The organism is Paenibacillus sp. JCM 9796 (assembly GCF_055379675.1).
This window is the reverse complement of record NZ_AP043723.1, coordinates 3,981,504-4,007,796: the sequence shown is the minus strand read 5'-3', so window position 1 is coordinate 4,007,796 and position 26,293 is coordinate 3,981,504. Positions and strand designations below refer to the sequence as shown.

At 54.1% G+C, this 26,293-nt stretch carries 23 protein-coding genes; 13 read left to right on the top strand and 10 right to left on the bottom strand.

Annotation, left to right across the window (positions count from 1 at the left end; all coding sequences use genetic code 11):
• Positions 1 to 19: 19 nt before the first annotated feature.
• Both ACZ439_RS19415 and ACZ439_RS19410 read left to right on the top strand, forming a co-directional pair.
• The gene (locus ACZ439_RS19415; RefSeq protein WP_127608848.1) at positions 20 to 445 is read left to right on the top strand and encodes a MarR family winged helix-turn-helix transcriptional regulator; all 426 of its coding nucleotides are present in this window, start codon (positions 20 to 22) and stop codon (positions 443 to 445) included.
• 131 nt (positions 446 to 576) lie between these two features.
• Complete coding sequence (locus ACZ439_RS19410; RefSeq protein WP_054798344.1) at positions 577 to 2,025, top strand: DHA2 family efflux MFS transporter permease subunit; 1,449 nt, start codon at positions 577 to 579, stop codon at positions 2,023 to 2,025.
• 207 nt (positions 2,026 to 2,232) lie between these two features.
• Here ACZ439_RS19410 and ACZ439_RS19405 read toward each other — a convergent pair whose 3' ends face one another.
• On the bottom strand, positions 2,233 to 2,772 hold the full coding sequence (locus tag ACZ439_RS19405; protein ID WP_464620057.1) for a hypothetical protein: 540 nt from the start codon (positions 2,770 to 2,772) through the stop codon (positions 2,233 to 2,235).
• 177 nt (positions 2,773 to 2,949) lie between these two features.
• Positions 2,950 to 4,527: a DEAD/DEAH box helicase gene (locus tag ACZ439_RS19400; RefSeq protein WP_464620056.1), complete on the bottom strand. Its 1,578-nt coding sequence runs from the start codon at positions 4,525 to 4,527 to the stop codon at positions 2,950 to 2,952.
• Between the two features lie 143 nt (positions 4,528 to 4,670).
• On the opposite strand from ACZ439_RS19400, the gene ACZ439_RS19395 reads away from it, so the two are divergent.
• Entirely contained in the window at positions 4,671 to 5,324 is a 654-nt protein-coding gene (locus ACZ439_RS19395) for an MOSC domain-containing protein (protein WP_430104104.1), read from the top strand.
• A gap of 7 nt (positions 5,325 to 5,331) precedes the next feature.
• On the opposite strand, the gene ACZ439_RS19390 is transcribed toward ACZ439_RS19395, so the two are convergent.
• Positions 5,332 to 6,189 carry an alpha/beta hydrolase family protein gene (locus tag ACZ439_RS19390; RefSeq protein WP_464621146.1) on the bottom strand — a complete coding sequence of 286 codons (858 nt, stop codon included), beginning with the start codon at positions 6,187 to 6,189 and terminating at the stop codon, positions 5,332 to 5,334.
• Positions 6,190 to 6,275: 86 nt separating this feature from the next.
• Here ACZ439_RS19390 and ACZ439_RS19385 point away from each other — a divergent pair, with 86 nt between their 5' ends.
• Positions 6,276 to 6,536 carry a DUF2573 family protein gene (locus ACZ439_RS19385; protein ID WP_054798626.1) on the top strand — a complete coding sequence of 87 codons (261 nt, stop codon included), beginning with the start codon at positions 6,276 to 6,278 and terminating at the stop codon, positions 6,534 to 6,536.
• A 7-nt stretch (positions 6,537 to 6,543) separates the two neighbouring features.
• Here ACZ439_RS19385 and ACZ439_RS19380 read toward each other — a convergent pair whose 3' ends face one another.
• From ACZ439_RS19380 to ACZ439_RS19370, 3 genes are all read right to left on the bottom strand, one after another.
• Entirely contained in the window at positions 6,544 to 7,320 is a 777-nt protein-coding gene (locus tag ACZ439_RS19380; protein WP_464620055.1) for an SDR family NAD(P)-dependent oxidoreductase, read from the bottom strand.
• Between the two features lie 134 nt (positions 7,321 to 7,454).
• Entirely contained in the window at positions 7,455 to 7,913 is a 459-nt protein-coding gene (locus ACZ439_RS19375; RefSeq protein WP_054798625.1) for a chemotaxis protein CheX, read from the bottom strand.
• Positions 7,914 to 8,244: 331 nt separating this feature from the next.
• The gene (locus ACZ439_RS19370; protein ID WP_127608854.1) at positions 8,245 to 8,688 is read right to left on the bottom strand and encodes an NUDIX hydrolase; all 444 of its coding nucleotides are present in this window, start codon (positions 8,686 to 8,688) and stop codon (positions 8,245 to 8,247) included.
• Positions 8,689 to 9,623: 935 nt separating this feature from the next.
• Here ACZ439_RS19370 and ACZ439_RS19365 point away from each other — a divergent pair.
• A complete protein-coding gene (locus ACZ439_RS19365; protein WP_054798464.1) occupies positions 9,624 to 10,508 on the top strand; it encodes a transposase in 885 nt (294 codons plus the stop codon).
• A gap of 781 nt (positions 10,509 to 11,289) precedes the next feature.
• Here the strand turns inward: ACZ439_RS19365 and ACZ439_RS19360 are convergent.
• Positions 11,290 to 11,781: a cysteine dioxygenase gene (locus ACZ439_RS19360; protein WP_054798465.1), complete on the bottom strand. Its 492-nt coding sequence runs from the start codon at positions 11,779 to 11,781 to the stop codon at positions 11,290 to 11,292.
• 208 nt (positions 11,782 to 11,989) lie between these two features.
• Here ACZ439_RS19360 and ACZ439_RS19355 point away from each other — a divergent pair, with 208 nt between their 5' ends.
• From ACZ439_RS19355 to ACZ439_RS19335, 5 genes are all read left to right on the top strand, one after another.
• A complete protein-coding gene (locus tag ACZ439_RS19355) occupies positions 11,990 to 12,682 on the top strand; it encodes a response regulator transcription factor (RefSeq protein WP_127608857.1) in 693 nt (230 codons plus the stop codon).
• 31 nt (positions 12,683 to 12,713) lie between these two features.
• On the top strand, positions 12,714 to 14,381 hold the full coding sequence (locus ACZ439_RS19350; RefSeq protein WP_464621145.1) for a sensor histidine kinase: 1,668 nt from the start codon (positions 12,714 to 12,716) through the stop codon (positions 14,379 to 14,381).
• A 41-nt stretch (positions 14,382 to 14,422) separates the two neighbouring features.
• Positions 14,423 to 15,217: an HAD-IIA family hydrolase gene (locus ACZ439_RS19345; protein ID WP_054798470.1), complete on the top strand. Its 795-nt coding sequence runs from the start codon at positions 14,423 to 14,425 to the stop codon at positions 15,215 to 15,217.
• Positions 15,218 to 15,360: 143 nt separating this feature from the next.
• Complete coding sequence (locus ACZ439_RS19340) at positions 15,361 to 15,795, top strand: MarR family winged helix-turn-helix transcriptional regulator (RefSeq protein ID WP_127608860.1); 435 nt, start codon at positions 15,361 to 15,363, stop codon at positions 15,793 to 15,795.
• Between the two features lie 44 nt (positions 15,796 to 15,839).
• Positions 15,840 to 17,462: an MDR family MFS transporter gene (locus tag ACZ439_RS19335; RefSeq protein WP_196426986.1), complete on the top strand. Its 1,623-nt coding sequence runs from the start codon at positions 15,840 to 15,842 to the stop codon at positions 17,460 to 17,462.
• An 88-nt stretch (positions 17,463 to 17,550) separates the two neighbouring features.
• Here the strand turns inward: ACZ439_RS19335 and ACZ439_RS19330 are convergent, their stop codons facing one another.
• Positions 17,551 to 18,114, bottom strand: a complete 564-nt coding sequence (locus ACZ439_RS19330; RefSeq protein WP_054798467.1) for a PadR family transcriptional regulator — start codon at positions 18,112 to 18,114, stop codon at positions 17,551 to 17,553.
• Positions 18,115 to 18,130: 16 nt separating this feature from the next.
• Complete coding sequence (locus tag ACZ439_RS19325; RefSeq protein WP_141335119.1) at positions 18,131 to 19,693, bottom strand: MDR family MFS transporter; 1,563 nt, start codon at positions 19,691 to 19,693, stop codon at positions 18,131 to 18,133.
• 155 nt (positions 19,694 to 19,848) lie between these two features.
• Here ACZ439_RS19325 and ACZ439_RS19320 point away from each other — a divergent pair, with 155 nt between their 5' ends.
• Positions 19,849 to 20,751: a LysR family transcriptional regulator gene (locus ACZ439_RS19320; RefSeq protein ID WP_054798468.1), complete on the top strand. Its 903-nt coding sequence runs from the start codon at positions 19,849 to 19,851 to the stop codon at positions 20,749 to 20,751.
• Positions 20,752 to 20,759: 8 nt separating this feature from the next.
• Positions 20,760 to 21,566 carry a histidinol-phosphatase gene (locus tag ACZ439_RS19315; protein WP_054798469.1) on the top strand — a complete coding sequence of 269 codons (807 nt, stop codon included), beginning with the start codon at positions 20,760 to 20,762 and terminating at the stop codon, positions 21,564 to 21,566.
• 179 nt (positions 21,567 to 21,745) lie between these two features.
• Here the strand turns inward: ACZ439_RS19315 and ACZ439_RS19310 are convergent, their stop codons facing one another.
• On the bottom strand, positions 21,746 to 22,264 hold the full coding sequence (locus ACZ439_RS19310) for a hypothetical protein (RefSeq protein WP_464620054.1): 519 nt from the start codon (positions 22,262 to 22,264) through the stop codon (positions 21,746 to 21,748).
• Between the two features lie 177 nt (positions 22,265 to 22,441).
• Here ACZ439_RS19310 and ACZ439_RS19305 point away from each other — a divergent pair, with 177 nt between their 5' ends.
• Complete coding sequence (locus tag ACZ439_RS19305; RefSeq protein WP_464620053.1) at positions 22,442 to 26,245, top strand: response regulator; 3,804 nt, start codon at positions 22,442 to 22,444, stop codon at positions 26,243 to 26,245.
• Positions 26,246 to 26,293 lie beyond the last annotated feature (48 nt).

Genomic DNA, 26,293 nt, shown 5'->3' with positions numbered 1-26,293 from the left:
AAGAAACGGGGTACCCTTTTTGGATCAATTACATGCATCCTCTCCAATTGAAAAATGGACTCGTTTAGTCATGCGCAAGTGGCACGCCGACATGTCCGTTCTGCTGAAACAAGGATTGCCTATCCAGCAATATTACATGCTCGAGGTGCTTCGCGACGGCCGTCAGATGAAGAGCTCCGCCATTGCCGAGTCCCTTCACGTTACGCTTCCGGCCATTACCAACCTGACACAGAAGCTCGTGTCCGGCGGTTATGTCGAACGGATATTGACGGAAGCGGACCGCCGCGTCGTATACGTACGCATTACGGAGAAAGGACTCGAAGCGCTGAAAGAGCTCGATGACGCAGCAGCCGGACTCGTCGAACGCTTCTGGTCGAGACTTGAGCCGGCGGAAGTGGACGAATTAACCCGGCTGCTCCGTAAAGCGATGCAGCCTAAAGAATAGGCCCGCCCCAACAGCCCCCATTAATTTCACCTCGAAGAAGGAGAATGAATATGTCAACGACCGAACCGGCAACGAAGGAAACAACGAATGAGAGTCAAGGCGCGGCGGGGAATATCGCGTTTTGGCCGGTGATGATCGGCATCTTTTTCGGATCGTTCCTGGCCTTGCTCGGGATGAGTACGATCAATGTCGCCATTCCCGTCCTAATGAATGAATTTCAAACCGATCTCGGCATGGTGCAATGGACGCTAACCGGGTTCATGCTGTCGACCGGGATCATCTCGCCGATCACGGGATACTTAGGGGACCGCTTCAGCACCAAGTACTTATATGTGACCGCCCTGATCGGATTTACGTTAACGTCGGGCCTTTGCGCAACCGCCTGGAATATCGAATCATTGATCGCTTTCCGGGTTATGCAGGGCGTGTTCAGCGGCATGGTCATGCCGGCGACGATGACCATTATTTATCAAGTCATCCCGCGCAGCAAACAGGCCTACGCCATCAGCATGTGGAGCTTGGCCGCGATGCTGGCCCCGGCGCTCGGGCCGACGCTCGCCGGCTGGCTGATTCAATCGTTCGACTGGCGCTGGTTGTTCTACATCAACCTGCCGTTCGGCGTCCTCGCTGTCGTCGTCGCTGTAAAAATGATACCTTATTACCGGCTTAATACGCCGAAATCGTTCGATTTGTACGGATTTATTACGGTGATCATCTCCAGCGCCTCGCTGCTCGTTGCCTTCAGCGAAGCGCATCGCTTCGGCTGGGCATCGTGGAAGACGCTCACGCTCATCACGGTCGGGCTGGTCAGCCTGTTCCTGTTCATCCGGCGCGAGCGCAGCACGCCGCAGCCGCTGCTGAATTTGAGCGTATTTAAGTATCCGCGTTACACGTTTACCTTGATCATCAGCTGTATCATGACCATCAGCCTATACTCCGGCACGTATTTGACGCCGGTGTTCCTGCAGAACATTCAGCACGTGTCGGCGTTCGATACCGGCCTTATCCTGCTGCCGTCTTCGCTTGCGATGGCGATTTTCATGCCGATTACGGGCAAGCTGTACACGAAAATCGGCCCGATGTGGCTGATCATCTCCGGTATCGTGCTGATGTCCGTCGGCACGGCCGCAATGGCGCAATTAAGCGTCGACATTCCGCACAGCTATATCGTGTTCTGGATGACCGTACGGAACATCGGAATCGCGCTGGCCATGATGCCTTCATCCAATGCGGGGATGGAAGTTATTCCGAGAGAATTGTCCGGACACGCTTCGTCGGCGAATAACTGGACTCGCCAAGGACTCGGTTCCTTCTCGATCGGTTTATTTACAACGATGCTCGCCTCCCGGGTAACCGTGCACGGGGAGGAGCTTGCCGCTTCCGGTGCGGTCCAAGACAAGGCGCTGCTCGGCGCACAGGCGTTCACGAACAGCGTGAACGATGTATACTGGCTGGCCACATTCATCGTGCTCGTCGGCATACCGTTCGCTTTCGTGCTCCGCAATCGCAAGAAGCCGGATAACGACGTGAACAAAACGGCGAAGGAAGCCGCCCGGCCTGCAAGAGGCGTAAGCGGCTAGACGCCTCTGCGCCGCGAAACGAAAGCGGGATTTCATGAATGATTTTGCGCTTTCCGGGCGCATCAAAGAAAATAGCGGAACTGAGGTACCTTATTTGCTGGCAGACGGCTCACAAACTGCCGTTCACTGCAAAAAGCGCACTCAAGTTCCGCTATTTTTTCGGTTATAATTCCATTTACAGGTATTCATGCTTCGTGGGTAGTTTCGCTAAAACCGCAGTTTTAGCTGCAGCTTCATGTCCGAGCCGTCAAACGAGACGCTGCGGATGCCGATATGCCGGGGCATATACGAATCCAGCCGAATGTCGATCGGATCGAGCTGGAACCAATCGAGGGGAAGCGACGCCTGCCGGATGTTGGTGCCGACATGCCGGATCGTCAAGACCGGCTCCTGCCAGGCAAGCTCGAAGCGAAGCTTCGCGCTTGCCGGCCAGCGCTCCTTGACGAGCAAGTTCACGTCGGCCACGAGCGTACCGTCGCGCAGCGTAAAGCGCGCCCCCGTTACGGTTGCATCGGGATGGACGCGGGGCCGCGCGGCCAGCGATTTTTTGATCAGCGAGTCGACCTCGCTTTCGCTCAAGCTCACTTCGAACTTTCGCTCCAGCAGCAGAGCCGCCAGCTTGTCGTCTAATCGCAGCGGCGCATAACTTAAATCGAGCGCTTCCGCCGGCTTGACGTACCATAGCGCGGCAGCTCCGGCCAAAGCACCGATGATGAGCACGGCGATCAACGCTTTCACAGCTTTCATCGCAGCCCCTCCCTCCTTGCTGCACGCACATTCCCCCGGCGCCGCGCTTATCCCGGCCTGCATGGGGTCGGAGGCGGCTCACCGGCCGCATTCGCAAGCCGTTATCGGGCGCCGGAGACTCGAGCCGGTCTATGCCGGTTCTCCGCACCAGCCCTTCCGGAGCGCACCCGCTTCCCGCTACTTCCGCTTATGGCTGCGCTCCGCCTTCGGCATGTCGGTGCGTTCCGGCTTCGACTTCAGCCAGCGCGGCGCGCCTTTGTTCTTGCGTTCGCGTTCGCGCTCCCGCTCCGTCTGGCGCTTGTCCGGCACCGCCGGCGCGCCCTTCTTCACCGGCCCCGGGCCCGCCGGCCCTTTCGCCTTCGGCGCTTGACGCTGGACCGGGGCGCTGGCGGTTTCGGCCCGCAGCGCTTCGCTGCGGCTGCTCATCTGCGACGCTGCGGCGCGCCCCTCACCGGCTGCCCGCACGCTTCGCTTGTCTCCGGCGGCCGCGCGTCCCGCTCCCGCAAGCTTCCCGGCGCTTTCTCGCGCCATTGCCGGACGTCCGTCCTCCGGCTTCCTGCGCTCCGCCGGGTTCCTGCTGTCAGCACCGGGTTCCCCCGCGACGGCGCCCCGCCCCGGCTTCGGATCGAACACTTTGCCGTGCGACATGATTTTACGCTGCAGATCGATGCCCAGCGACTTGGCGAATTTGTCCATAATGAAATGTTCCCGCGGCGTAACGATCGAAACCGCCGTTCCTTTACGCCCCATCCGGCCGGTACGGCCGACACGGTGCACATAATGATCCGCATCCACCGGCGGATCGAGGTTGAAGACATGCGTTACCTGAGGCAGATCAAGTCCGCGCGCAGCAACGTCGGTCGCCAGCAGCAGTTGAAACCGCCCGGCGCGGAACGCCTGCATCGCTCTGGCCCGTTCCTGCTTGAAGGAATCGCCGTACAGCCCTTCGACCGATAACCCGGCATACTTCAGCTTCGCTACTGCTTCACCGATATCGTCGGTCTCGTTAATGAATACGATGGCCTGCTTCGGATTATATAGCCTCACCAAGCGCCGCAGCGTGTCGATTTTGTCCCGCTCTTCGCTGACGAAATATAAATGCTCCAGCGTTTCCGATGTCCGTTGACTCGGATTGACCCGCACATAGACCGGGTCACGCATCCAGCGCTCGATGACGGCCTGCAGCTGCGGCGGATACGTCGCCGAGAAGAACATCATCTGCCGGTCGCGCAGCATTCCTTTGAGCAGCGCTTCGACTTCACCCATCGAGCCGAGCTCAAACACCTGATCGACCTCGTCCACCACGACCATGCGGATGCCCGACAGCTTCAGCTTCCGCAGCTTCACCAGTTCCTGCACCCGTCCAGGCGTGCCGACAACGATCTGCGGCTTCAGCTTCAGCTTATCGATCTGTCTCTCGATCGACGCCCCGCCGATCAGCTGCTGCACGCGAATACCCGTATCCTTGGTCAGCTCTTCCAGCGTCTGCACGATCTGCATGCCAAGCTCCCGCGTCGGCACCAAGACCAGCACCTGCACTTCACGCAGCGGCGCTTCGATTCGGTGCAGAACCGGCAGCGCATAGGCAAGCGTCTTGCCCGTACCCGTTTGCGATTGGGCCACGACATCTTTGCCTTGCAATGCCGGCGGAACCGCCTCCGCCTGAATCGGAGACGGATCGGTGATCCCAAGCTCCGCTAACCGCTTCACATACGGCGGATCGATCCGTAACGCCGAAAACCCCGTTAAACTCATGTCATCATCCCTTCAGTTGCATATCGTGATCCTAGTATACCAAATTGTTCCGCGAATTTCCCCTGCCCCGTCTTGACCGAGCGCTTGTTTTTATATACCTTAGTAAAAAGAATTCATTCTATAAAGAGAGGGTTCAACCCGCTATGCGTACAAAGATCGAGATCGTATCTGTAAACGTTGGCCGTCCCGCCCCCCTTGCTTACCAGAACAAGATCGTCCCCTCAGGCATCGGAAAAACGCCGGTGTCCGTACCTCTGCAACTCTCTCTACTCAATCTTGACGGAGATGAGCAGGCGGATCTGGTTCATCACGGCGGCCGGGATAAAGCGGTATGCGTTTATTGCGTCGAGCATTACCCGTACTGGGAGTCCTTGACAGGCACGACCCTATCCTTCGGGGCGTTCGGAGAAAATGTGACGGTAGGCGGGCTTACGGAGCTTGAAGCTTATATCGGAGATACGTTTCAATGGGGAGACGCGATCGTACAAATCAGCCAGCCCCGCCAGCCTTGCTTTAAACTGGCAGCCAAGCACGGCTGGCCGGAACTTCCGAAGCAAGTCGAAAAAACCGGATATACCGGTTATTATTTCCGTGTACTGGAAGAAGGCCGGGTGTCCGCAGACAGCAGCCTGCAGCTGCTCGAGCGTGACCCGCAAGCCGTAACAATCGACTATGCCAATCGAATCATGTATCGGGACCAAACAAATGCCGCCGCTATGGAGCGTCTGCTCCAGCTCCCCGCGCTTTCGGCAAGCTGGCAGGCTACGTTCCGCAAACGCCTAGCGAAACTGAACTAACCCTATATTATTCGCTCATCTCCTGCCGCTTGCGGGTAATCCACGTAAACACGGCATCCAGGGCCCGTTCGTCCTCCTCCTTCGGAAAACGATGCCCGAGCCCTTCGTACAGCTCCATCGCATAGTCCTTGCCGGCCGCTTCGAGCGCCAACGCGAGCTTGCGTGCCTGCTCCACGCTCACCTGGTGATCCGCGGTGCCGTGCACGATCAGCACGGGAACGTCGATCCGGTCAATCCAATATACTGGCGACCGGGCTTCGTACGCGTCCGTTTGCTTCTTCGGATGTCCGACGACCCGCTTCAGCATCCGCCGCATGTCGACTCGCTCTTCATACGTATCGAGCAGGTCGCTGACCCCGCCCCATACGACAACCGGCCCCGCACCGGGGCATTCCTTCGCAGCGAGCATCGCCATCAGCGCCCCTCGCGAGAAGCCGATCAGCGGCACCGGACCGCTCTCGACCTCGGGCAGAGACTGTACCATGGCGAGGGCGTGGCATACGTCGAAGCGATCCTCACCGGCGAAGTCTTCACGGCCTTCGCCGCCCTCATTGCCGCGGTAGAAAGGCGCAAACACGGCATACCCCCGGCGGGCCATGGAGAAAATGCGGCGCTTTCGCACCATTCCTACCTTGCGAATGCCGCCGCGGCAGTAGATGACGGCAGGCATTGGCATCCGCCCTTCGGGTACGGCCAAATATCCTTTTACCTTCAGACCTTGACTGATATATGTCAGTACGTACAATAAAATCCCTTTTGCTGCGCTCCTGAGCGGTTGTCTCTCCACCAGTGCCCCGTCCTGCTCCGATTTTACGCAAGCTCTTGAGAACTCACCGATGCTGCTATCCGAACCTATCGTTTCCATTGCCATTCGAGTTCACGCTCCATTTTGACACATCCCGCTTCGGGAGTTACACTAAAACTTATTATGACCGGAAAGGTGGGCTTTCAATGAATGCACGTTTTACAACCGAATTCGACGCGCTGCTTGAGAAATTTGCCGAGCTTCTGACCGGGGACACTTCTCCCGAGATGGTAGAGAAAATAAAAGTATGGTCGATTTACAACCATATTCATAAGACGATGCCGGCGCTCGCCAGCCATTGGAACCAGAACCATCCGGAAAGTAAAGCGGACATCCGCGCGCTGTACGAAGAAGTCCGTAACCTGAACCAGAAGCTGAAAGAAGCCAACAAACAGACGGAGGGATGACCTCCGTTTATTTTTTGTTCAACAGCTTGTAGCCGATCCGGTCAAAAAGCCGTGGGAACAGCTGATACAGCTTGACCCCCGCCGCAGCTGTGAACGGCAAATTGACCTCCGGCGTCCGCCGTTCGATAGCCTGCAGCACTCGTTCAGCCACCTGCTCAGGCTTGAGCATAAACCATTTCACGTTCTTCACGTAGCTGCCCGACGGATCGGCGATATCGAAGAACGGCGTATCGATGGGTCCCGGATTCACAGCCGTCAATGACACGCCTGATCCGACCAGCTCCTGCCGCAAGCAGTTCGTTAGCCCCAGCACCGCATGCTTGGTAGCCGAATAACCGCTTGATTTGGCCGAACCGATCTTGCCGGCCATCGAAGCGATGTTGACGATATGGCCGTTTCCCCGCTTTAGCATAGAAGGCAGCACCGCTTTCGTGCATCGGACCGTCCCCATATAGTTAACGTCCATCATATTTTCGAACTCGCGAAGCGGCGCATTGACGAAAGAGTCGAACACCCCGTAACCCGCATTGTTGATCAGGATATCGATCCTTCCGTATTCGCGCAGAATACGCCCCATTACGTCCTCCACCTGTTCGGCGGACGTCACATCCAGCGCATAGGTCCCGTGAGGACCGCGAATACGGGCTGCAGCTTCGGCCAGCTTCGTTTCCGATCGGGCAGCCAGCACCGGCACCGCCCCACGCTCGGCAAACATGTGGGCCATCAAGGCCCCAATACCGCTGGACGCTCCCGTAATGATAACGATTTTATCTTGAAAAGACATGCTTCTATCCCCCTAGTCATAGGTTAAACCGACAAAAAAGCGAAAGCGCCGCTGTCCGGGTCGGATCAGAGTATCGCCTTCGCTTAAGCTTATACATATTGCGGGTGAGATAGCAACAAAATCTTCTTTGTCTTTTACGTGATCAAAACCTGAATATCCAGCTCACCAATTCCTTCCATAATCAACGGAATCGTCAACGCCTTCTTGGCGTCGAACCCTGCGGAAGAGGCGGAATGCAGAAGCTTCGGCGGTGTAATGTCTACGCGGACGCCCTGGTTAAACAACATCGTGCTTGCATTGCCGCTGATCATATTGCCCAGCTCGGAGATCGCGCTCTTGCTCATGTCATCCAATTCCGTGATCAAGAAACCGCCCATCATCGCCGAAACGACTTTGAGAGCGACGCTCTCATGCAGCCCGAATACGATGTCACCTTGCATTTGTCCCGTCATGCCGATTTGGATCCATATGTAATTCTCAACAAACTTTACGTCCTTGATGCCAAGCTGCCCGGTGGACGGTCGAATATTGGCGACCTGTTCAATAACGATTCTAGCTGATTCCAGAAACGGATTAATTAGCTCTGCTTTCATTCGAAGACCGGTCTCCTTTTCGACAAATCCTTTGTACTCGTAGGACTTATTATTACTTCATTATACCTAATATCAAGCTCGGCGTATAGGCATATTCCTGTGATATACTTCACAAGAATAACGAATTTCCTAAACTTCTCCTATAAAGCCATCGGCAAACATGGATCCTTCGTCCCCAAAACGCGATTTTTCGCCAACAATCGCCCCTCACCCCGCAGCAGTCCCATCCCGGCTACAACGACATCGATAAACCCGCTGATGCTGAAGTAACAGCCCTGAAGCTCATATGCCATCCAACGCGGGTTGCACATCGTTCCTGCTTGCCGTACCCTTATATATCCCAGCCGAAACTGTCATACACAACGCCTTCCCTGATCCTGGAAATCGCCTGACGAACGTGCGGAATCGTAGCGTCAGGAAGTATCTCAAGCGGAAACCATGCCATCTCCGAGCATTTCTCCGGCTCGTTGTTGAACGGTTCTCCTTCCCATGCGTTGACGCGTAGAAAAAAATCGACCCACTCCCCCGAGTCCGACATCCGGTGCATCACAAGCACAACCTCCAAATTGTCCGGATGAAGCCGAATACCGATTTCCTCCTCCGCTTCCCGGATCGCTGCCTGTTTCACTTCTTCACCGCCATCCAGTTTCCCCGCCACCAGACTGAACTTTCCGTCCTCATAGCCCGTATTGGTTCGCCGCAGCATCAGGAGCTTCCCTTCGCGTACAAACAGCAAATAAACGGCGCCGTATATATGAAACCATGGTTTATCCATTCATCCCACCTGCTTTGCTCATCATATTCCTGAAACACAGCTGCCATCGCTTTAGATCCCGTCCAGGTTCCAAGACAACAAGCCGCCCGTTTTCCCCATCGTGTTGGCTGCTCCTATCGCAAACATCGTCGCGCCATACGACGCCTACTGGAGTAACACTTCTCACCCTGGCCTCATCCTTCTTCCATTGTATGCATTCAACAAAATCCGCACACAGGAAGTTGAATTGGATAATAATAATAACATTAGTAGATCTGTTTACCGTTCATTGTTTCCTGAACCTCTGCCTGGTTTACGTCCCGTTCTTTTGTCTCTTTACCCCATTTCAGGGTCCGTATCCTCTTGCCTCGTTTGTCCCTCATTCATTAGTCGCACGGCCCCCTTCTTCACCCTGAGTTCTCCATCCTGACTTCTTCATACTCAACCTTCATACTCAACCTTCATACTCAATTCTTAGTCCAGACTTCCTCTCCCTTTCCCCCACCTGCTGGCCCTCTATCGTTGTTTTCCCCCACTTCTTCAACCTCCTGCTCCTCCATCTCGCTTGCCCCTGCATTTTTCAATCCCCTACTACTCCATCTCGCTCGACCCTGATTTTCTCAACCTCCTACTTCTCCACCTTGCTTGCCCCTGCATGTTCTCAACCTCCAGCTCCTCCACCTTGCTTGCCCCTGCATGTTCTCAACCTCCAGCTCCTCCACCTTGCTTGCCCCTGCATGTTCTCAACCTCCAGCTCCTCCACCATGTCATTACCCCAACTAGTCTTCGGTTACTATCCCCTTTACTCAGGCAAACTATAGGACGACGTACTTAAAGAAGCTAGCCTAGAAGAGGCTACATGTTAATTAAAATAGAACTTGAAATAAGAACAAATGTTTGATATTATTAACAATAGGAACATTTGTTCCCCATTTTGTAAAATAGGAGCCTTGTTTATGGACCTTACCATGATGACGCCGCCTTTCAATTTTCCGACGGAAACAGCTTGCTTCGAAACTTTATTTCAGGCAAAATGGCCTAATGGCTTCATTTGTTCACGCTGCGGGCATCGTCACGCTTACCAGATTCATACTCGCAGACTTCCTCTATATGAATGTCACGCCTGTCGCTACCAAAACTCTCTTATTGCCGGTACTGTCATGGAAGGCAGCCGAACCGATATACGCAAATGGCTGCACGCCATATTTCTCATTTCTCGTACGGATTCCGGTATTAACGCAAAGCATCTCAGTAAAATCATCCGCGTTACCTACAAAACCGCTTGGCTTATGCTCCAAAAACTTCGTCATGCCATGAATCAAGCGATCGATAGCGATCTTCTCTCAGGAATTGTACGAGTGAATATCGCTCATTACGGACGCCCCCATTGTCCGATCATAGTGCCCCACCCTCAAAGACAACCTCTGTTTATCGCTGCAACCATGAAAGAAAGTGGAGAGCCTTGCCGCTTCAAGATAAAGCATCTTTCCAAAGAATACTTAAACGATGGACTGGTTCGTCGCACCGGCACGCAACTATTCACTGAGCAGCATGTGGATCAGACGGCTAATGTCGATATAGAATATATAACTGCGCGTTTTAGTCCTCGCCGATTTCATCGTTTACTCGCCGTGGCTGCAGATGCAGGCCGCTGGATTAACCTTACCTTCCATGGAATCGGGCCTAAGCACCTCCAAACTTATATGGACGAATACTGCTACCGCCTTAATCTTACACTGCGTGATACACCAATTTTCCACAATATGCTACGCCTTTCCGCCACTACTGCTGCTGTACCTTATTCTGTAATTATTCAAAAATTGGCCTGTTCTTACTACTAAGTATCGGCAGTTGTCATCATTCATCACAGTTGTTTTTGACGTGCTGTTTTGTCATGCCCTGCACCTGCTTCCCATTTCAAGCAGTACTCGTCATATCTGCTTCTACTGCGGCTTATTTCGGATTTACGTACTTCTTCTTTCCTTACTTTGGTTTTATTTCTTCTGTTCTTTGATTCAAGTCTGCTCTCATAAGCTTGCTTGCTTCTGACTTACTTACTTCAATTTTACTTACTTCTGTTTGATTACTTCTGTGTGCTCATTCTTGTTTGCTCATTCTTGTTTGCTCATTCTTGTTTGCTCATTCTTGTTTGCTCATTCTTGTTTGCTCATTCTTGTTTGCTCATTCTTGTTTGCTTACTCTTTACTTCCTACTCCTGTTTACTTAATTTCTGTTACTTACTACTTCAACTTTGTATTCTTCAGTTCTTTCACGCAGCTCCGCTTTCTTCAATCTGCTTTCTTCAATCTGCTTTCTTCAATCTGCTTTCTTCAGTCTGTTTTTTCTTCGGTCTTACTCTCTTCAGACCGTTTTCTTTAGGCTTGCTTACTTTAGTTGCGCGGTTGAATTGAATAAGGCTTCTTCAATTTTCCTGAGACAACGGGATAACATTCAAAAGGGTCGCTGAGGTATGACCCTGACTCTGGCTCTGACTTTGGCCCTGAACCCAACTCCATATTGGCGGCTCAATCCAGTTCTCCATGCCCCCTTCCCATCCCAATATAAGGAAAGAAAAAAACAAAAAAACCGTTCCCTTCATCTTACAGGAACGGTATATTGGTTTTAAATAACGAAGTCAAGAGCGTCCTCGTAAGCATAGTACGTGTGAGTGCCGGCGAGAGCCGGGGCATAGACGTGGAGGGAAACGGTTCTAAGGGGACCGTTATTTTTCATTTGATGAATTTGCCCTCGTGGTGCATGAAAATATTCATCAGCCGTAAGAGCCGTCTGCTTCTTAAGCTGCGGGAAGCCGTAAGCATCAAGCCCGTAAATACAATTGGACAGGGTCCCCTCCAGGACAAGCGCACAGCCGATCGACCTGCCGTGGTCGTGTATCCAAGTTTGCGCGCCCGGCGGCAGATGGACTAGTACAATTTCCGCGGCATTGCTGCGGAAGAGACAAGTTCGGCCGTAAGGAAGTCCTTTCGGCTCCGTCACATCATCTTTGAACACTTCGGCTGTCAGTCCCTGCTCTGCGATCCATTGCTGCAAAATGCGCGGGGACGGTTTCCTTATGGAATCGAGCGTTTGCTCGAGTGTTTCGATCCCTTTCATGCTCATTTCTCCTCCGTGATTCAATTTTATTTATGAATTTGATCAATTTTCCTTATACTTATGTATGCTGTCGCGCCCATTGGGGTGATGACTTATTAAGAATGTTTTAAGAATTCAGCTCTGCCTTTGTTAAGATTTTGCAGCTATACTGTATTCAGCAACAAGACGCCTACAAGATATGTCATCATGTGAAGGAGGTCGGCCGGTTATGACGCAGCCCACGATTCTATTGGTGGATGACGAAAAAGAAATCATCGACCTGCTCGAAATTTATTTAAAGAACGAAGGTTTCCATCTGCTTCGTGCAGGCAGCGGGACTGAGGCTCTCCAATTGCTCGAAAAAGAAGATGTCGATCTGATCGTGCTCGACATCATGATGCCGAAGATGGACGGAATCCAAACGTGCATGAAAATCCGCGAGCAAAGAAACATGCCGATCATCATGCTTTCCGCCAAAAGCCAGGACATGGACAAAATTTTGGGACTCAGCACGGGAGCCGATGATTATGTCACGAAACCGTTCAACCCGCTGGAGCTAATCGCCCGCATCAAGTCGCAGCTTCGCCGTTATACGCGGCTGAATGTCTCGCTTCCGAATAAGGAGTTTGAACTGGAAATCGACGATCTCACGATTAATACATCGACGCACGAGGTCAGGCTGGACGGTCGGGAAATTAAATTGACCCCTCGGGAGTTTGCGATTTTGGAGCTGCTTGCCCGTCATCGCGGAAAAGTGTGGAGCATCGAAAAAATTTACGAGGCTGTTTGGAGAGAAGCGTATTTGAATTCGGATAATACGGTAATGGTCCATATCCGCAAAATACGAGAGAAAATCGAGGATAATCCTCGGAAACCAAGGTTCATCAAAACGGTTTGGGGAGTTGGATATAAAGTTGAGTAAGTCATTGAAAGTTAAAAAACCTCGGAAGCCTATGCTTGAGCGCTTTCCCTTCACATGGTTTCCGTTTACGCTGCTGCGGGCATTTATCTACTTCATTATCGATATGTACCATCTGGCTCGCAATCATGTGGAACGAAGCGTTCGACTTCAACTGGTCTTGACATTTTCCGCTTGCTTTGGGGCCGCTCTTCTGTTCTACGGAGTAAGCTCGGCCTTATTCGGACAGATCAATAAAGGAACGGTCATCGATTATACGATGGGCATCGAACGCATTGATAACGAAGCCCGGAACCTGGTTCGAATTCTGGAACCGCCTTCTTATGAAGACGAAATAGAAGCTGAAGAACCGGTTGCTCCCTCGGAAATGGCGGTTGAGAGGATACCGGAGCCGGGAATCGTTCAACACCATGCGACCGAACCGGGCAGCCCCGGTCATCCGCCCGATACGCAAATGGAAGACGATCCGAACAAGCGGCGGCAGGACGATTACGAAAACCGGCTGCGCTCGTTCACTTCCAACGTCAAACGACTGGCAGCTAATGAGAAGTTTAAAATTGTAGTTACCGATCTTTACGGGAAAGTCGTTTTCCGCAGTGAAAACGCCCCTGAGATGTATGTGGACGTACACAGCGTCATTCGCAATGCGATGGATACCCGGAACGATTTCCGGGATTCGCGTACGGAATTTTCCAGCTTCTATCCGGTTACGTATAACAATCAAAAATCGTACTTGGTCGTGACAGGCATCCCGCAGCCGCATATTAGCTATGTGAAAGGTCAAAGTCCGATTTCGATGCTTAGCGCGTTGGGCGTCTTTATCTTCCTGTTCTACTTTATGACGCAGCGCAAAATGCGTTATTTGGAAGAACTTGCCGGAGGCTTGCGGATCATCTCTACCGGAAATTTAGACCACAGGGTGGTCGAGCGTTCACGCGACGAGCTCGGCTCCTTAGCCCGGGATATGAATCAAATGGTCAGCGAGCTGCAGCTCAAGATGGAGGAAGAGCGCCGGGCCGAACGATTGAAGAACGAGCTTGTCACGAATGTATCCCACGACCTTCGTACGCCTTTAACGCTCATTATGGGGTATTTGCGGCTGCTGCATGACAAGAACTATGAATCGCCGGAGCAAGCGGCAGGTTACGTCTCGATCGCCTACAGCAAAGCGGAAAAGCTGAAGGGGCTGATCGACGATCTGTTCGAGTACACGAAACTCTCGAATCAAGACGTGCCTCTCCATAAGCGCGGCGTCGTGCTTAATGAAGTGCTGGAACAACTGCTGGAAGAGTATGTGACGCTTAGCGAAGAAGAAAAGTTGACGCTAATCCGAAGCATCCCGCAAGACAAGCTCATCGTTCAAGTCGATGTGGATAAAATCATCCGTGTCTTCGATAATTTATTGAGCAACGCGATCAAATACAGCCCGAAACCGGGCGTCATTTCGGTGGGGCTCGCCCAAGACAAACAACATGCCGTCGTTCGCATCAGCAATAAGGCGGATGCTTTGACACGGGAGGAGCTGGAGCTGTTGTTCGACCGGTTCTATCGCATCGATCCCGCCCGCGGCTCAACCACAGGCGGCTCCGGACTCGGCCTTGCGATCGCCAAAAGCATCGTCGAATCGCATAACGGCCAAATTTGGGCCGAGTCGGACGACGGAGACATACATTTTTATGTTAAACTGAAGCTGGTATCCTAAGGATACCGGCTTTTTACATCATGGAGAGGATGATCGCCATCATGCCCGGGTTTTTACTCGATTTGGACGGAACGTTATATCACGGCGACCGGCCGATTCCTTACGCCGCCGAATTTGTAAATTATTTGAGGGAGCGACGCTATCCGTTTTTATTTCTAACGAATAATTCTTCACGTACGCCGGATGAGGTGGCGGCGCATTTGGAGAAGACCGGAATCTCGGCGAATCCCTCGGAGGTGCTGACCTCTTCGCAGGCGGCGGCTTTATATCTGCGCAGATTGCCGCTGGCTAACAACCGGTTGCTGTGCATCGGGGAGCAGGGCTTGAGACTTGCGCTGACAGATGCCGGTTACGAGCTGGCCGAGCCCCACGATGAGGCGGGCACCGTATCGGCTGTCGTCCAAGGCATTGACCGTGCCTTCGATTACAACAAATTAAGGGCGGCGACCTCTCAGCTGCGCCGAGGCGCCATTTCGGTGTTGACCAATCCCGACCATCTGCTGCCCTGGAACGGCGAGCTAACACCGGGCGCAGGCTCCATTGCCGCATCGATCGAGCGGGCTTCCGGCATCGCCCCCGTCGTGATCGGCAAGCCGTCAAGCATCGTCATGCAAATTGCGGTGGACAAGCTGCGGCTTCCCGCTTCGGATATTTGGACAGTCGGTGATAACTTGGCGACGGACATCAGCGGCGGCGCAGCCATCGGCAGCCGGACGGCGCTCGTTCTGACCGGGCTTGTGACGGCGGTAACGGCCGCGGATGATATGAGCCGCAGCGGTGTAACACCGGACGTCATATGCAATCATTTAATGGAACTGGCCGAGGCGATCGGGTAAACGATCGCCTCTTTTTTTTGGTTTGACTTTTAGAAAAGTCGCTGTTATTATTTAAACTACTTAATTATTTTGTACTCAACTATTAAGCAATAAAAATTAAATCAATGAATTAAAAATGTCCATTTGAAGGAGGTGACATTGCGATGGAAACATCCCGCGAGGCTCAAATCGAACGGTTCCAGCGAGCGTTCTTTACCTTGTTCAAAAAGCTTGGTCCTGAACTTGGTTTACCTGACCATATTACGCTAACCGGACCGCAGACCATGATGCTTTACACGATCAGCCAAATGGGCCCCTGTCCCGCCGGCAAGCTCGCCGGCAAGATGGAGGTTACCCCCAGCGCGATTACTGTCATGATCGACCGGCTCGTCCAGAACGGATTCGTGGAACGGAAGCATGACGAACTGGACCGAAGAATTGTGCTGCTTCAAGCCACGGATAAAGGCAAGGAAGTACTGAAAGAGCTGAACAAGCTGCGAACCGCGGCTATCCACACCTACTTGTCTCATGTAGAGGCGGATGAATTGGAATTATTTTTGACCACATTCGAAAAAATTGTTAAAAAAATCGAAGAATAACGGGCGTTTTCATAATGAAATACTACCTAGAGGAGGAGCCAACTATGGAGGTAAAACTAAATGCGGAGGATACAACGACAAAACACCGCGGCCTGCTGATCTCAGGGCTTATTATCGCGATGCTGTTCGGCGCCTTGGAAGGGACGATTGTCGGCACAGCCATGCCGCGTATCGTCGGGGAGCTCGGCGGACTTAGCCTGATGACTTGGCTGACGACCGCTTATATGCTGACTTCTACGACGATCGTTCCGATCGCAGGGAAGCTCGCCGACTTGTTAGGACGGAAATCGGTGTACGTATCCGGCCTCATCATTTTTATGGTCGGTTCCGCGCTTTGCGGAATGTCGCAGACGATCGAGCAGCTGATCTTCTTCCGTGCGCTGCAAGGGCTGGGCGGCGGGATTATGATGCCGATGGCAATGATTATTATCGGGGACATTTTTACAGGTGAGCAACGGGCCAAATGGCAAGGGGTATTCGGCGCCATCTTCGGTCTTGCTTCCGTTATCGGGCCGCAGGTCGGCGGCTGGATCGTGGACTCGCTGAACTGGCATTGGGTGTTCTACATTAACTTGCCGGTCGGGATTATCGCGACGATTCTGATTTCACTAGGGTTAAAAGGTGTCAAAGCGGAAGGTCCTGTTCGGTTCGACGTTGCCGGTATGGCTACGATGATCATCGGGGTTGTTTCGCTGCTGCTTGCTTTGACGTTCGGAGGAACGGAGTTCGCATGGACATCCTGGCCTATTATCGGCATGTTCGTGCTATCGGCTATCTCTTTAACGGCCTTTGTATGGATTGAATCGAAAACAAGCGAGCCGATCCTGCCTGTACGTTTATTCAAAAATAGGACGTTCACGGTCGTCAACGGCATCGGTTTCTTTATGAGCATCGGGATGTTCGGCGCGATTATGTTCGTTCCGCTGTTCATGCAGGGCATCGTCGGCATTAGCGCTTCCGCTTCGGGAACCGTCATGACGCCTTTGATGGTTACGATGATCATCGCCAGCGTGATCGGCGGTCAAATCGTGTACAAAATCGGTCCAAAGCTGCAAATGAGCATCGGGATGATCATTATGGCCATCGGCTTTCTGCTATTGACCACCATGAGCATCGATACGAGCAAGCTTGCCGCCAGCGGCATCATGATGGTGATCGGGCTCGGCATGGGACTGGTGATGCCGCTCTTGACGTTAATATTGCAAGAAAGCTTTCCGAAATCCGAGCTGGGCGTCGTGACGAGTTCCAGCCAGTTTTTCCGCCAGATCGGCGGTACGTTCGGGATGACCATTCTGGGCGTAGTAATGAACAATCGTTCGGATACGCTGCTGTCCGAAAACCTGGTGCCCGTGCTGAAACAGCTTCCTCAACAGGGCGGCGCGATGGTCGAGAAAATTACGGCCTCCATTCATACGAATCCGCAGGCGTTGTACTCGGCGCTGTTAAGTCCGGAGACGCTGAGCCAATTTCCGCAAGAGCTTATTCATACGATGGTGCCGATCGTGAAATCGGCGCTTGTCGATTCGCTGCACGCCGTGTTTTGGTTCGGGCTGATGTTCGTGCTGCTGGGCGCTCTGCTGACGCCGATGCTCGGCAAAATCAAGCTGGTCAAACAGCCGCGCAAAAAACGCGGCAAGGCGGTTTCAAGCGATGTTGCAACCGAGTAACTGATAAAGGATATGAAAAACTCCCGCAATCACTGAATAAACAGTGCTTGCGGGAGTTTTATTTATGCGCGGGCGGCGGCTTTACCTGTTAATCCTTGATCGGCTTGCCGTATTCCTTGAGACGGTCGTTCAACGCGTCTTCGGCCAGACGCTCCAGCCAACGCAGCTCAATCTCCGCATGCTCCAAGCGCCCCTTCATCATATGCAGCACGGCGCGCGGCACTTGATCGATATGGCTGTCGTACAGCTCTCGCAAGGAAGCGGCGAGCTTCCGCTGTTCCTCGAGCTTACCCTGCAGCAAGTCGTGGATCCGCTTCGGGTCACCGTGCTTGGCAAAGGCCAACGCCGCATACATCGGATGATACACAGCTTTGTTCTCGGCGAACTGCTTGTCGAGCAGCTCTTGGAATAGCCGTCTCCCCGATTCCGTAATGCGGTACACGGTGCGGTCTGGCCGGCCCGCGCTATGCTTGATCGTCTCGATGGCCTTCACATAGTCCGCCTTAGCCAGCGTGTCAATCGCGTAATACAGCGAGCCTTCCTGCATTTTGATATAATGCAGCATTCCGCGCTCTTTCATCTTTTGTCGCATTTGATAGGGATGGCTGTCGTTTTCCATCAGCAGCCCCAAGATGACGAGCTTCATGGACATCGATGGTCCACCCGCCTTACAGATGACCGTGCTGTACGGTCGATTCTTCGCCTTCGCCCGCTCCGTCCGGCTTCTGCTGGCCGCGCTGCCCAAGCTCCATCTTGGCTTTGCCCATCAATAAGACGAACATCAGCCCTAACGCTGCGACCAAGATCGAGACCTGGAACACGAACGCAATCGAATCGGCAAGCCCGATAATCAATTTGTCCATGATTTCCTTCGGCACCGCTTGCCGAAACTGTTCACTGAGCAGCACTTGCGGATCGGCAGGCGTCTGTGCGGAAGCGTTGTCCGGCATGAGCTCGACGATCCGGTTCTTCAGCGCATACGACTGGATCGTACCAAGTACGGTCACGCCGACGGCCGAGCCGATCGAACGGAAGAACGACACCAGCGACGTAACGACGCCGCGGTATTGGAAGCTGACGCTTTGCACGGACGAAATCGAAATCACCGGGAACTGTGTTCCGATTCCGAGTCCGAGAACGATCATGTACATCGTCACCAGCCATCTCGGCGTATCGACCGCCACCGTGCCGAGCAGTACGGTGGCGACGAGCAGCAAACCGGCGGAGAACAGCATGATGCTGCGAAACGACGCGTTACCGAGAAAACGTCCGCTGAATGCGCTGCTGGCAACCACACCGAGCATCATCGGGGTTAACACGAGTCCTGCGCTTGTCGCCGAGCCTTGAAACACCCCTTGAACGAACAAAGGAATATACGTTGCAGCCGATATCATCAGCGCCCCGTAGAAAAAGCTGATCCCCATGCTCGCCGTAAACAATCGGGACCGGAACAGCGGAAACGGAATGATCGGCGCGGAAGCGGCACGTTCGATAAAATAGAATCCCACGAATAAAACCGCCGCCGCCACGAACAGGCCGATAATGACCGGCGAATTCCACGCGTAATCCTTGCCCCCGAGCTCGAGGCCGAGCATGAGAGCGATGATCGAAGCTGCGAAGACGAGCGTGCCGAGCCAGTCGACCTTGAGGTTCTTGTTTTTCGGCAATACCGGGTGATAGAACAGGGATATGAGGATCAATGAGACAACTCCGAGCGGCAGATTGATATAGAAGATCCACTGCCAATTGACATAATCGGTGAAATAAGCGCCCGCAAGCGGTCCCAGCACGCTGGAAATACCGAAGACAGCGCCGAACAGCCCCTGCGCCTTCCCGCGCTTCTCCGGAGGGAAAATATCGAAGACGATTGTGAACGTAAGCGGCATCAACGCACCGCCTCCGATCCCTTGAATCGCGCGGTAAATAATGAGCTGCAGCATCGATTCGGACGTGCCGCACAGCGCGGAACCGATCATAAAGACGATCAGCCCGAGCAGGAAAAACAGCTTGCGTCCGTACATATCGCCGAGCTTGCCGAATATCGGCATCGATACGACGTTGGCGATCAAGTACGCCGAGAATACCCAAACGAACTGATCCAATCCCCCAAGCTCGCCCAGGATGGTCGGCATGGCCGTAGATATGATTGTTTGGTCAAGCGCAGCCAGCAGCAGCGCCAGCATCAGGCCTGTCACTGTCCACGGAATGTTCGATTTTTTAGTTGCTTCCATCTCAACAGGTCACCTACTTCTTAAATATTTAACTCTAAAGCAATTATACTCAAATTTGAATATATGGCAACTCCCTTCATCGTTTGCCCTTCCCTCTCAAGTAGCATATAATGAAGTGTGACTCACACGTTCACACCTTGGAGAGGGGGTACAACGTGAACCTCAACCAATTGGAAACGTTAATTACGATTTCGAAAACGATGAGTTTCCGCAAGGCCGGTGAAATCTTAAACTTGACGCAGCCGGCCGTGTCCGCCCAAATCAAGAGTTTGGAGGACGAATTCAAAACGGTACTGATTGACCGGAACCAACCGGTCACGCTAACCGATAGCGGTCGCGTGTTTCTCGAGCATGCCATAATGATCCTGCAGACGGTTGAGGATCTGAAGCAGCGGCTCGAAGATTTGAACCAAACGCCGCAGGGCCATATTCATCTGGGCACGACAACTTCAATCGCGATGCAAATTTTGCCGCGGGTTCTCTCTTATTTTCAAGACCAATTTCCGCTGATCAAAACGACGATCCATTCCATGTCAACTTCGCAAATTATGCAAAGCGTCGAGAACGGAACGATCGATATCGGCATCACGTATTTGTTCGACAAGCATCCGTCCCTTGAAAGCTCGGTGCTTTATTATGACACTTTCGAGCTGACGGTAGCCCCGGATCACCCACTGGCCCGGTACGCCCATGTGCCGATCGAACGCCTTCACGATTTGTCGCTCATCATGCTGTCCCCCGAAACGGCCGGCCGCCGATTCGTCGATCAAGTGTTCAAGGAACTGAACATCACGCCTCAGATCGTGATGGAGCTGTCCAGCAGCGAAGAAGTGAAACGGATGGTCGAGCTGAATCTCGGCGCGGCGATTATCTCGAAGCTATCGATTCAAAACGAGCTGCGGCTCGGTACGCTTAAAATGGTGAAAGTGAACGAACTGGAAATCAGTCATCCCGTCGGCGTCGTCTACAAGTCCGGGCGTTATTTAAGCTCGGCATTACATCAGTTTTTGCAGGACTTGAAAGGTATGCAGGAAACTCAATTCATCGGTTCGGAGTGAGACAAAAGATGAAATTCGATTTACATACCCACCACGAGCGCTGCGGCCATGCGACGGGCACGATACGCGATTACATCGAAGCGGGTATCGCCCACGGACTTCAGGTAATCGGCATCAGCGATCACTCTCCTTATTTCGCCAGCGACGAAGATCGGGCGCAGCCCGGCATTGCGATGGCCAAAAGCGAGTTCAAGCGTTACGTTGACGAAGTGTTGAAGCTGAAAGCGGAATATGCCAGACGCATCGATGTGCTGCTCGGCGTGGAGTCGGACTTCTTCCCGGAGCACGCTGATGTGTACCGCGACGTTTATAAGCTGTACCCGTTCGATTACATCATTGGATCCGTCCATTTGTCGGGCGGGGTGAGCATCTTTAACAAGAAGCGCTGGAACGGCTTGTCCGATCGGCAAAAAGTCGAGCAAAAAGAGCTGTACTATGATCTGATCGAGCAATCGGCCCGCAGCGGGATGTTCCATATTCTCGGGCATATCGACGCGATGCGCGGGTTTTATCCGGCGTTCTCGGACATCAAGACGGAAGCGGTGGACCGGACGCTCAAGACGATCGGCGAATGCGGCATTGCGATCGAAATCAACACATCTGGCAAAACGAAGGCGTGCGGAGGCTGGTACCCGATCGACGCCATTCTCGAGCGGGCCCTGCACTATGGCGTGCAAGTCACCTTCGGCTCGGACGCGCACGTTCCGAGTCGCGTCGGGGACGACTGGAACGAAGTCGCCGCGCGGCTGAAGGAGATCGGCTACCGCGAATGGGTGTACTACAAGGAGCAGCGGCCGCAAGTCGTGCCCTTGTAAGAGAAGCTCCTGATCGGAGCCCTTCCGTGGAAGATACTTTCTGATATCTTAAGCAAACCTGCGCACAACTCAAATAGCGGGACTGTGACGAGCACAGTCCCGCTATTTTTCATGATGCCGCAATGCATACGCGAAATACCGCTGCTTCCCGCAAGGCGGCACGGCCGGCTTGAGCCGGGCTACCGGCGAGCCGAACCGCCGGGCCGGCGGCCAGGCGGCGCAGACGACCGCTTCACGGAGGGCTTGCTTGCCTGAGGGCGGCGAAGCGACGCCGTTTTCACCGATCCCCCGCCCAGCCCGCCGAAGCCGCCAAAGCCGCCGATCAGCTTGAACACCGGGCCGATTTGCTTCATGATGGTGATCACCTTCTGCACCTTGCCCATCGTGGAAATGATGCCGTCCAGCCCGCCTACGCGGTTAAAGAGCGACATGAAGCCGAAACCCGACTCGCCGCCCGCAGCGGCACCCAGACCGCCTGTCGCCGCTCCGCCGGCAAACGGATTAAACAACCCTTGAACTTCCGCCGTGTTAAGCTGCGGCTGCGGATTCGCGATCCGCGGCTTACGCACATTCCCTGGACGACCGCCCTTTCCCGTCGCTGCCGATGCGCTTGCCGCCTGCTTCCGGCGGCCTGAACCGGGGGCGGCCTTTTGCTTTTGGCTCCCTGAGCTGGGGGCAGCCTTTGGCTTCTGGCTCATACGATGTTCACCCTTCCTTCTCCTGATTTCTCGGACACTCCGATTCATCTATATACCCTAGCTTATGACCATTCCGTCGCACAGGTTTGTACCTTCACCCAATCCTATAAAATGGGTTATGATTAGATGAAGCCGTTGGATTAGATGGACTCATTCTGCGAGCGGGAGGCCTGACCGATGAGGTTGACGTTGGAAACGAAAATGATGGCGATCCTCTTCCTGGTGACAACCCTGACACTAGGCATTGTCGGATTTACCCATTACCAACTCTCCAAAAATAAGCTGTACCAGCAATTGGAGGAGCAAACGCTCGACACGCTGAGCAATGCCGCCGACAACTTGGACGCCTACCTGAAAGTGCGCACGGCCGAGGCCGAAATCATCAGCCGGACGACGGTGATCCGAAGCGGCACCCTGCCGGAGAAGCTCGCTTATTTGGCTAAAGAGCTGGAGCAAGGGCTGGAGCGCCATTACTTGTCCATCGGCATTGCCGATCTGCAGGGCAACCTGACGCTGTCGGACGGCGAACAGGGCAGCCTTGCCCACACAGCCGCTTTCGCAACCGCGCTGCAAGGAAAATCCGCTGTCTCCGACCCGTATATCGGGCAAATGACGAATAATTCCGTCATCTCTATTCTCGTTCCCGTCTTTAACGAGGAACGGCATGTGACCGGTGTGCTCAGCGTCGCGCTGGACGCCCGGAGCGTGTTCTCGTCGCAGCTGAATTTGGACGATCCGGCCAAACAGCGGCGCATTATCGTCGTCAACATGGAGTCGACCGTGCTCTACAATACGGACTCTTCCAAAAATTTCGTCTTGAATTACCGGCGCGATTTTCCCGCATTTACGGATCAGTACGATATCGTCTCGGAGCAAGACCGGGGCTCGATCCAGACGGTAATCAGCTTCGGCCCGTCCAAGTCTTTCTTTGTGAGAATGCCGCTGACGAACTGGATCGTCCTGCTCTCGGTCGGCTTATCCAACTTCGAAGCACCGCTTCGCTCGCTCTTGTATACAACGCTCCTGATTATCGCGGCGGCCGAGCTGTGTCTTTTCCTCATCATCCGTCTCACCGTCAACCGTTTCATTATCAGGCGGCTGAAGCCGATCCTGAAAGCGACCGAATCGGTAGCGGACGGCAACTTTTACACGAGCCCTCTGGATCATTCATCCAGCGACGAGCTCGGGCAATTGTCGCAGTCGGTCAACGGCATGATTCAAAATTTGCGCAGCTTGTTCGAGCCGTTCGAAGCGTTTATTCGTGAGAACAAATACGCCATGATCGTGACGGACGCCGCATATAAGATCACGTACTTTAACCGGCAAGCCGAACAATTGCTCGGGTACTCGGCCATCGACGTCATTCATAAGAAAACGCCGCACATTTGGCTGGACCCTCAACAGCTGGCAGAGCGGGCGGCCTTGTATGCGCAGGAGCTCCAGGAGCCTATTCCGGCGGACTGTACCGCCTTTTTCATAAAAGCAGCGCGCAAAATGACGATGGATACCGAGTGGTTATGGCTGCATCGGGTTGGAGCGCGCATTCCCGTTAACGTCAACGTCAGCACGATGATCGGTGCGAAAGGCAAGGTGAAAGGCTTCGTCCTCATTGCCCAAGATATTCGAGGATATAAGGAAACGCTCGAGTCGAGAAATCGGCTGCTTAACATTATGGAGAACGCCCACGATTTTATCGCTTCGTTCGATAAGCGCGGGGACATGTTCTACATCAATCAGGCGGGACTGCAATTACTCGGTATTGAGAAGCTGGATGAGGATACGTGCAATATCGGCAACTACTTGGTCGGCGAGATGGCGTTCCGCTTATCGAAAGGCGTGAGGAACGCCGAGGAACGCGGGTTCTGGGAGGAGGAGATCGAATTCCGGACCGCCCGCGGGGAGCGAATCGTGACCTCGCAAACGCTGGTCGCCCACACCTCGACCGACGGTCGGGAAACGTACTATTCGACGATCGTCCGCGACATCCGCGAGCAGAAGCGCATTCAGCGGGCCATACTCGAAGCCAAGGAAGAAGCGGACGAAGCGAACCGCTCCAAGAGCTTGTTCCTCGCGCGCATGAGCCATGAAATCCGCACCCCGCTGAACGGGATCATGGGGCTGTCGCATCTGATGCAGCGCTCGGAATTGTCGGACATTCAAGCCGATTACATGCACAAAATCGTCGCCTCCTCCCAGTCGCTGCTCGGCATCATCAACGACATTCTTGATTTTTCCAAAATCGAAGCGGACAAGCTCGACATCGAGCGCATCTCCTTCTCCCTGGGCGGCATCGTCAAGCGGTTAAACGGCACGCTTAGCGTGCTCATCGGCCATAAGCCGGTAGAGCTCGTAGCCGATATCGGGCACGAGGTGCCTGATGAGCTGGCAGGTGATCCGCTCCGGCTCGAGCAAGTGTTATTGAACCTGCTCAGCAATGCGGTGAAATTTACCTCGCAAGGCCAGATCGAATTCGGCATTAGCCTCCATCGCGCCAACGCCGCGTCCATCTGGCTCGACTTTAGCGTCAAGGATACGGGTGTCGGCATGAACGCAGCGCAGCTGGAGCACCTGTTCGAGCCGTTCGTCCAAGCGGACGGCTCGACGAGCCGCAAGTACGGCGGCACCGGTCTGGGCCTCGTCATCGCCAAAAGCCTGATCGAGCGCATGGGCGGCGAGCTTCGGGTCCGCAGCCTCGAAGGCCAGGGCAGCGAGTTCGGCTTCAGGCTGCCTTTCCCGGTCATCCCCGGGCAAGGGGCGGAAGCCGGGAAGTTCCCGTATCAGGCGCTGGTCGCGAAGGATCATCCGGCGACGTGCCGCTTATGGCAAGGGGCGCTCGCTTCAATCACCGGCGAAGCTTACGGCGTGCTTACATGGAAAGATGCGCTGCGCCGGATCGTCGAAGCCCCGCCGGATATCGCCTTTCTCGACATGGAATCGGCGGATATGTACGGGGAGGAAACGTGGTTCGAGCTGAAACGGGAGGCAGATCGCCAAGGTGTCCTGACGGTGGCGTGTACGACCCTGGCCGGTCGAGACGCCCTGCTTCTTGTCCCCGAACAACTGCGGCCCGATTGGATCATGGTCAAGCCGTTCAGTCGGTACGAGCTCGCCGACGTCCTGTCCGTCGTACGGGACAAGCAGCGGCAGACGGCACCCGAGGCCGCACAGCTCGAGCAAGTGTACGGCGAGACTCAAGCGGGGCACATTCTGCTGGTGGAGGACAACCGTATCAACCAGACGGTCGCCCGGGAAATTCTGGTCTCGCACGGGCTGCAGGTTACGGTAGCGGGCGACGGCTTTGAAGCGCTGCAGCGGTTGGAAGAGACCCGCTTCGATCTCGTGCTGATGGATCTGCATATGCCAGGGCTCGACGGCATCGAAACGACGAAGCGCATTCGTACAGATGCCGCCTTCGCCCGCCTGCCGATCATCGCCTTGACAGCCGACGCTACGAAGGAACAGCGGGAAGCGTGCTTGAAGGCTGAGATGAATGAGGTGCTGACGAAGCCGGTTCAGCCCGAGAAGCTGATCCGCACCGTGGCGCAATGGCTGCCTTCGGCCCAACCGCTGACGGCGGCGTCCAAGGAAATCACGGACGCAGACTTATCCGATGTCGGCACGGGAGGATGGTCCTTCGAAGGGCCGCTCGACACGAAACGCGCACTCGCCTTTTTGGGCGGACGTGAACAGATGTATATCCAATTATTGGACGCTTTCTTGCTGGAATATGGCAGGATCGGGGACAAGCTATCGCTGACGGACCCTGCGGACCGCCACGATGCGCATCGGATCGTTCACTCGCTGCGCGGAGCCGCGGGCAATTTGGGGGCAAAGGACGTGTTCCTCACTGCGGGAGCACTTGAAGAAGCGCTACAAACAGGGATCGGCGCGCTGCCGGAATTGACCGTTCGTTTAAAAGATCAGCTCGAACAACTGACACAAGCAATTCGAGAGTTGCCTTTTCGACAAAAGGATACATAGACTAACGGCCTTCACCCCTATATAATTTATACGAATATGCCAAAAGTG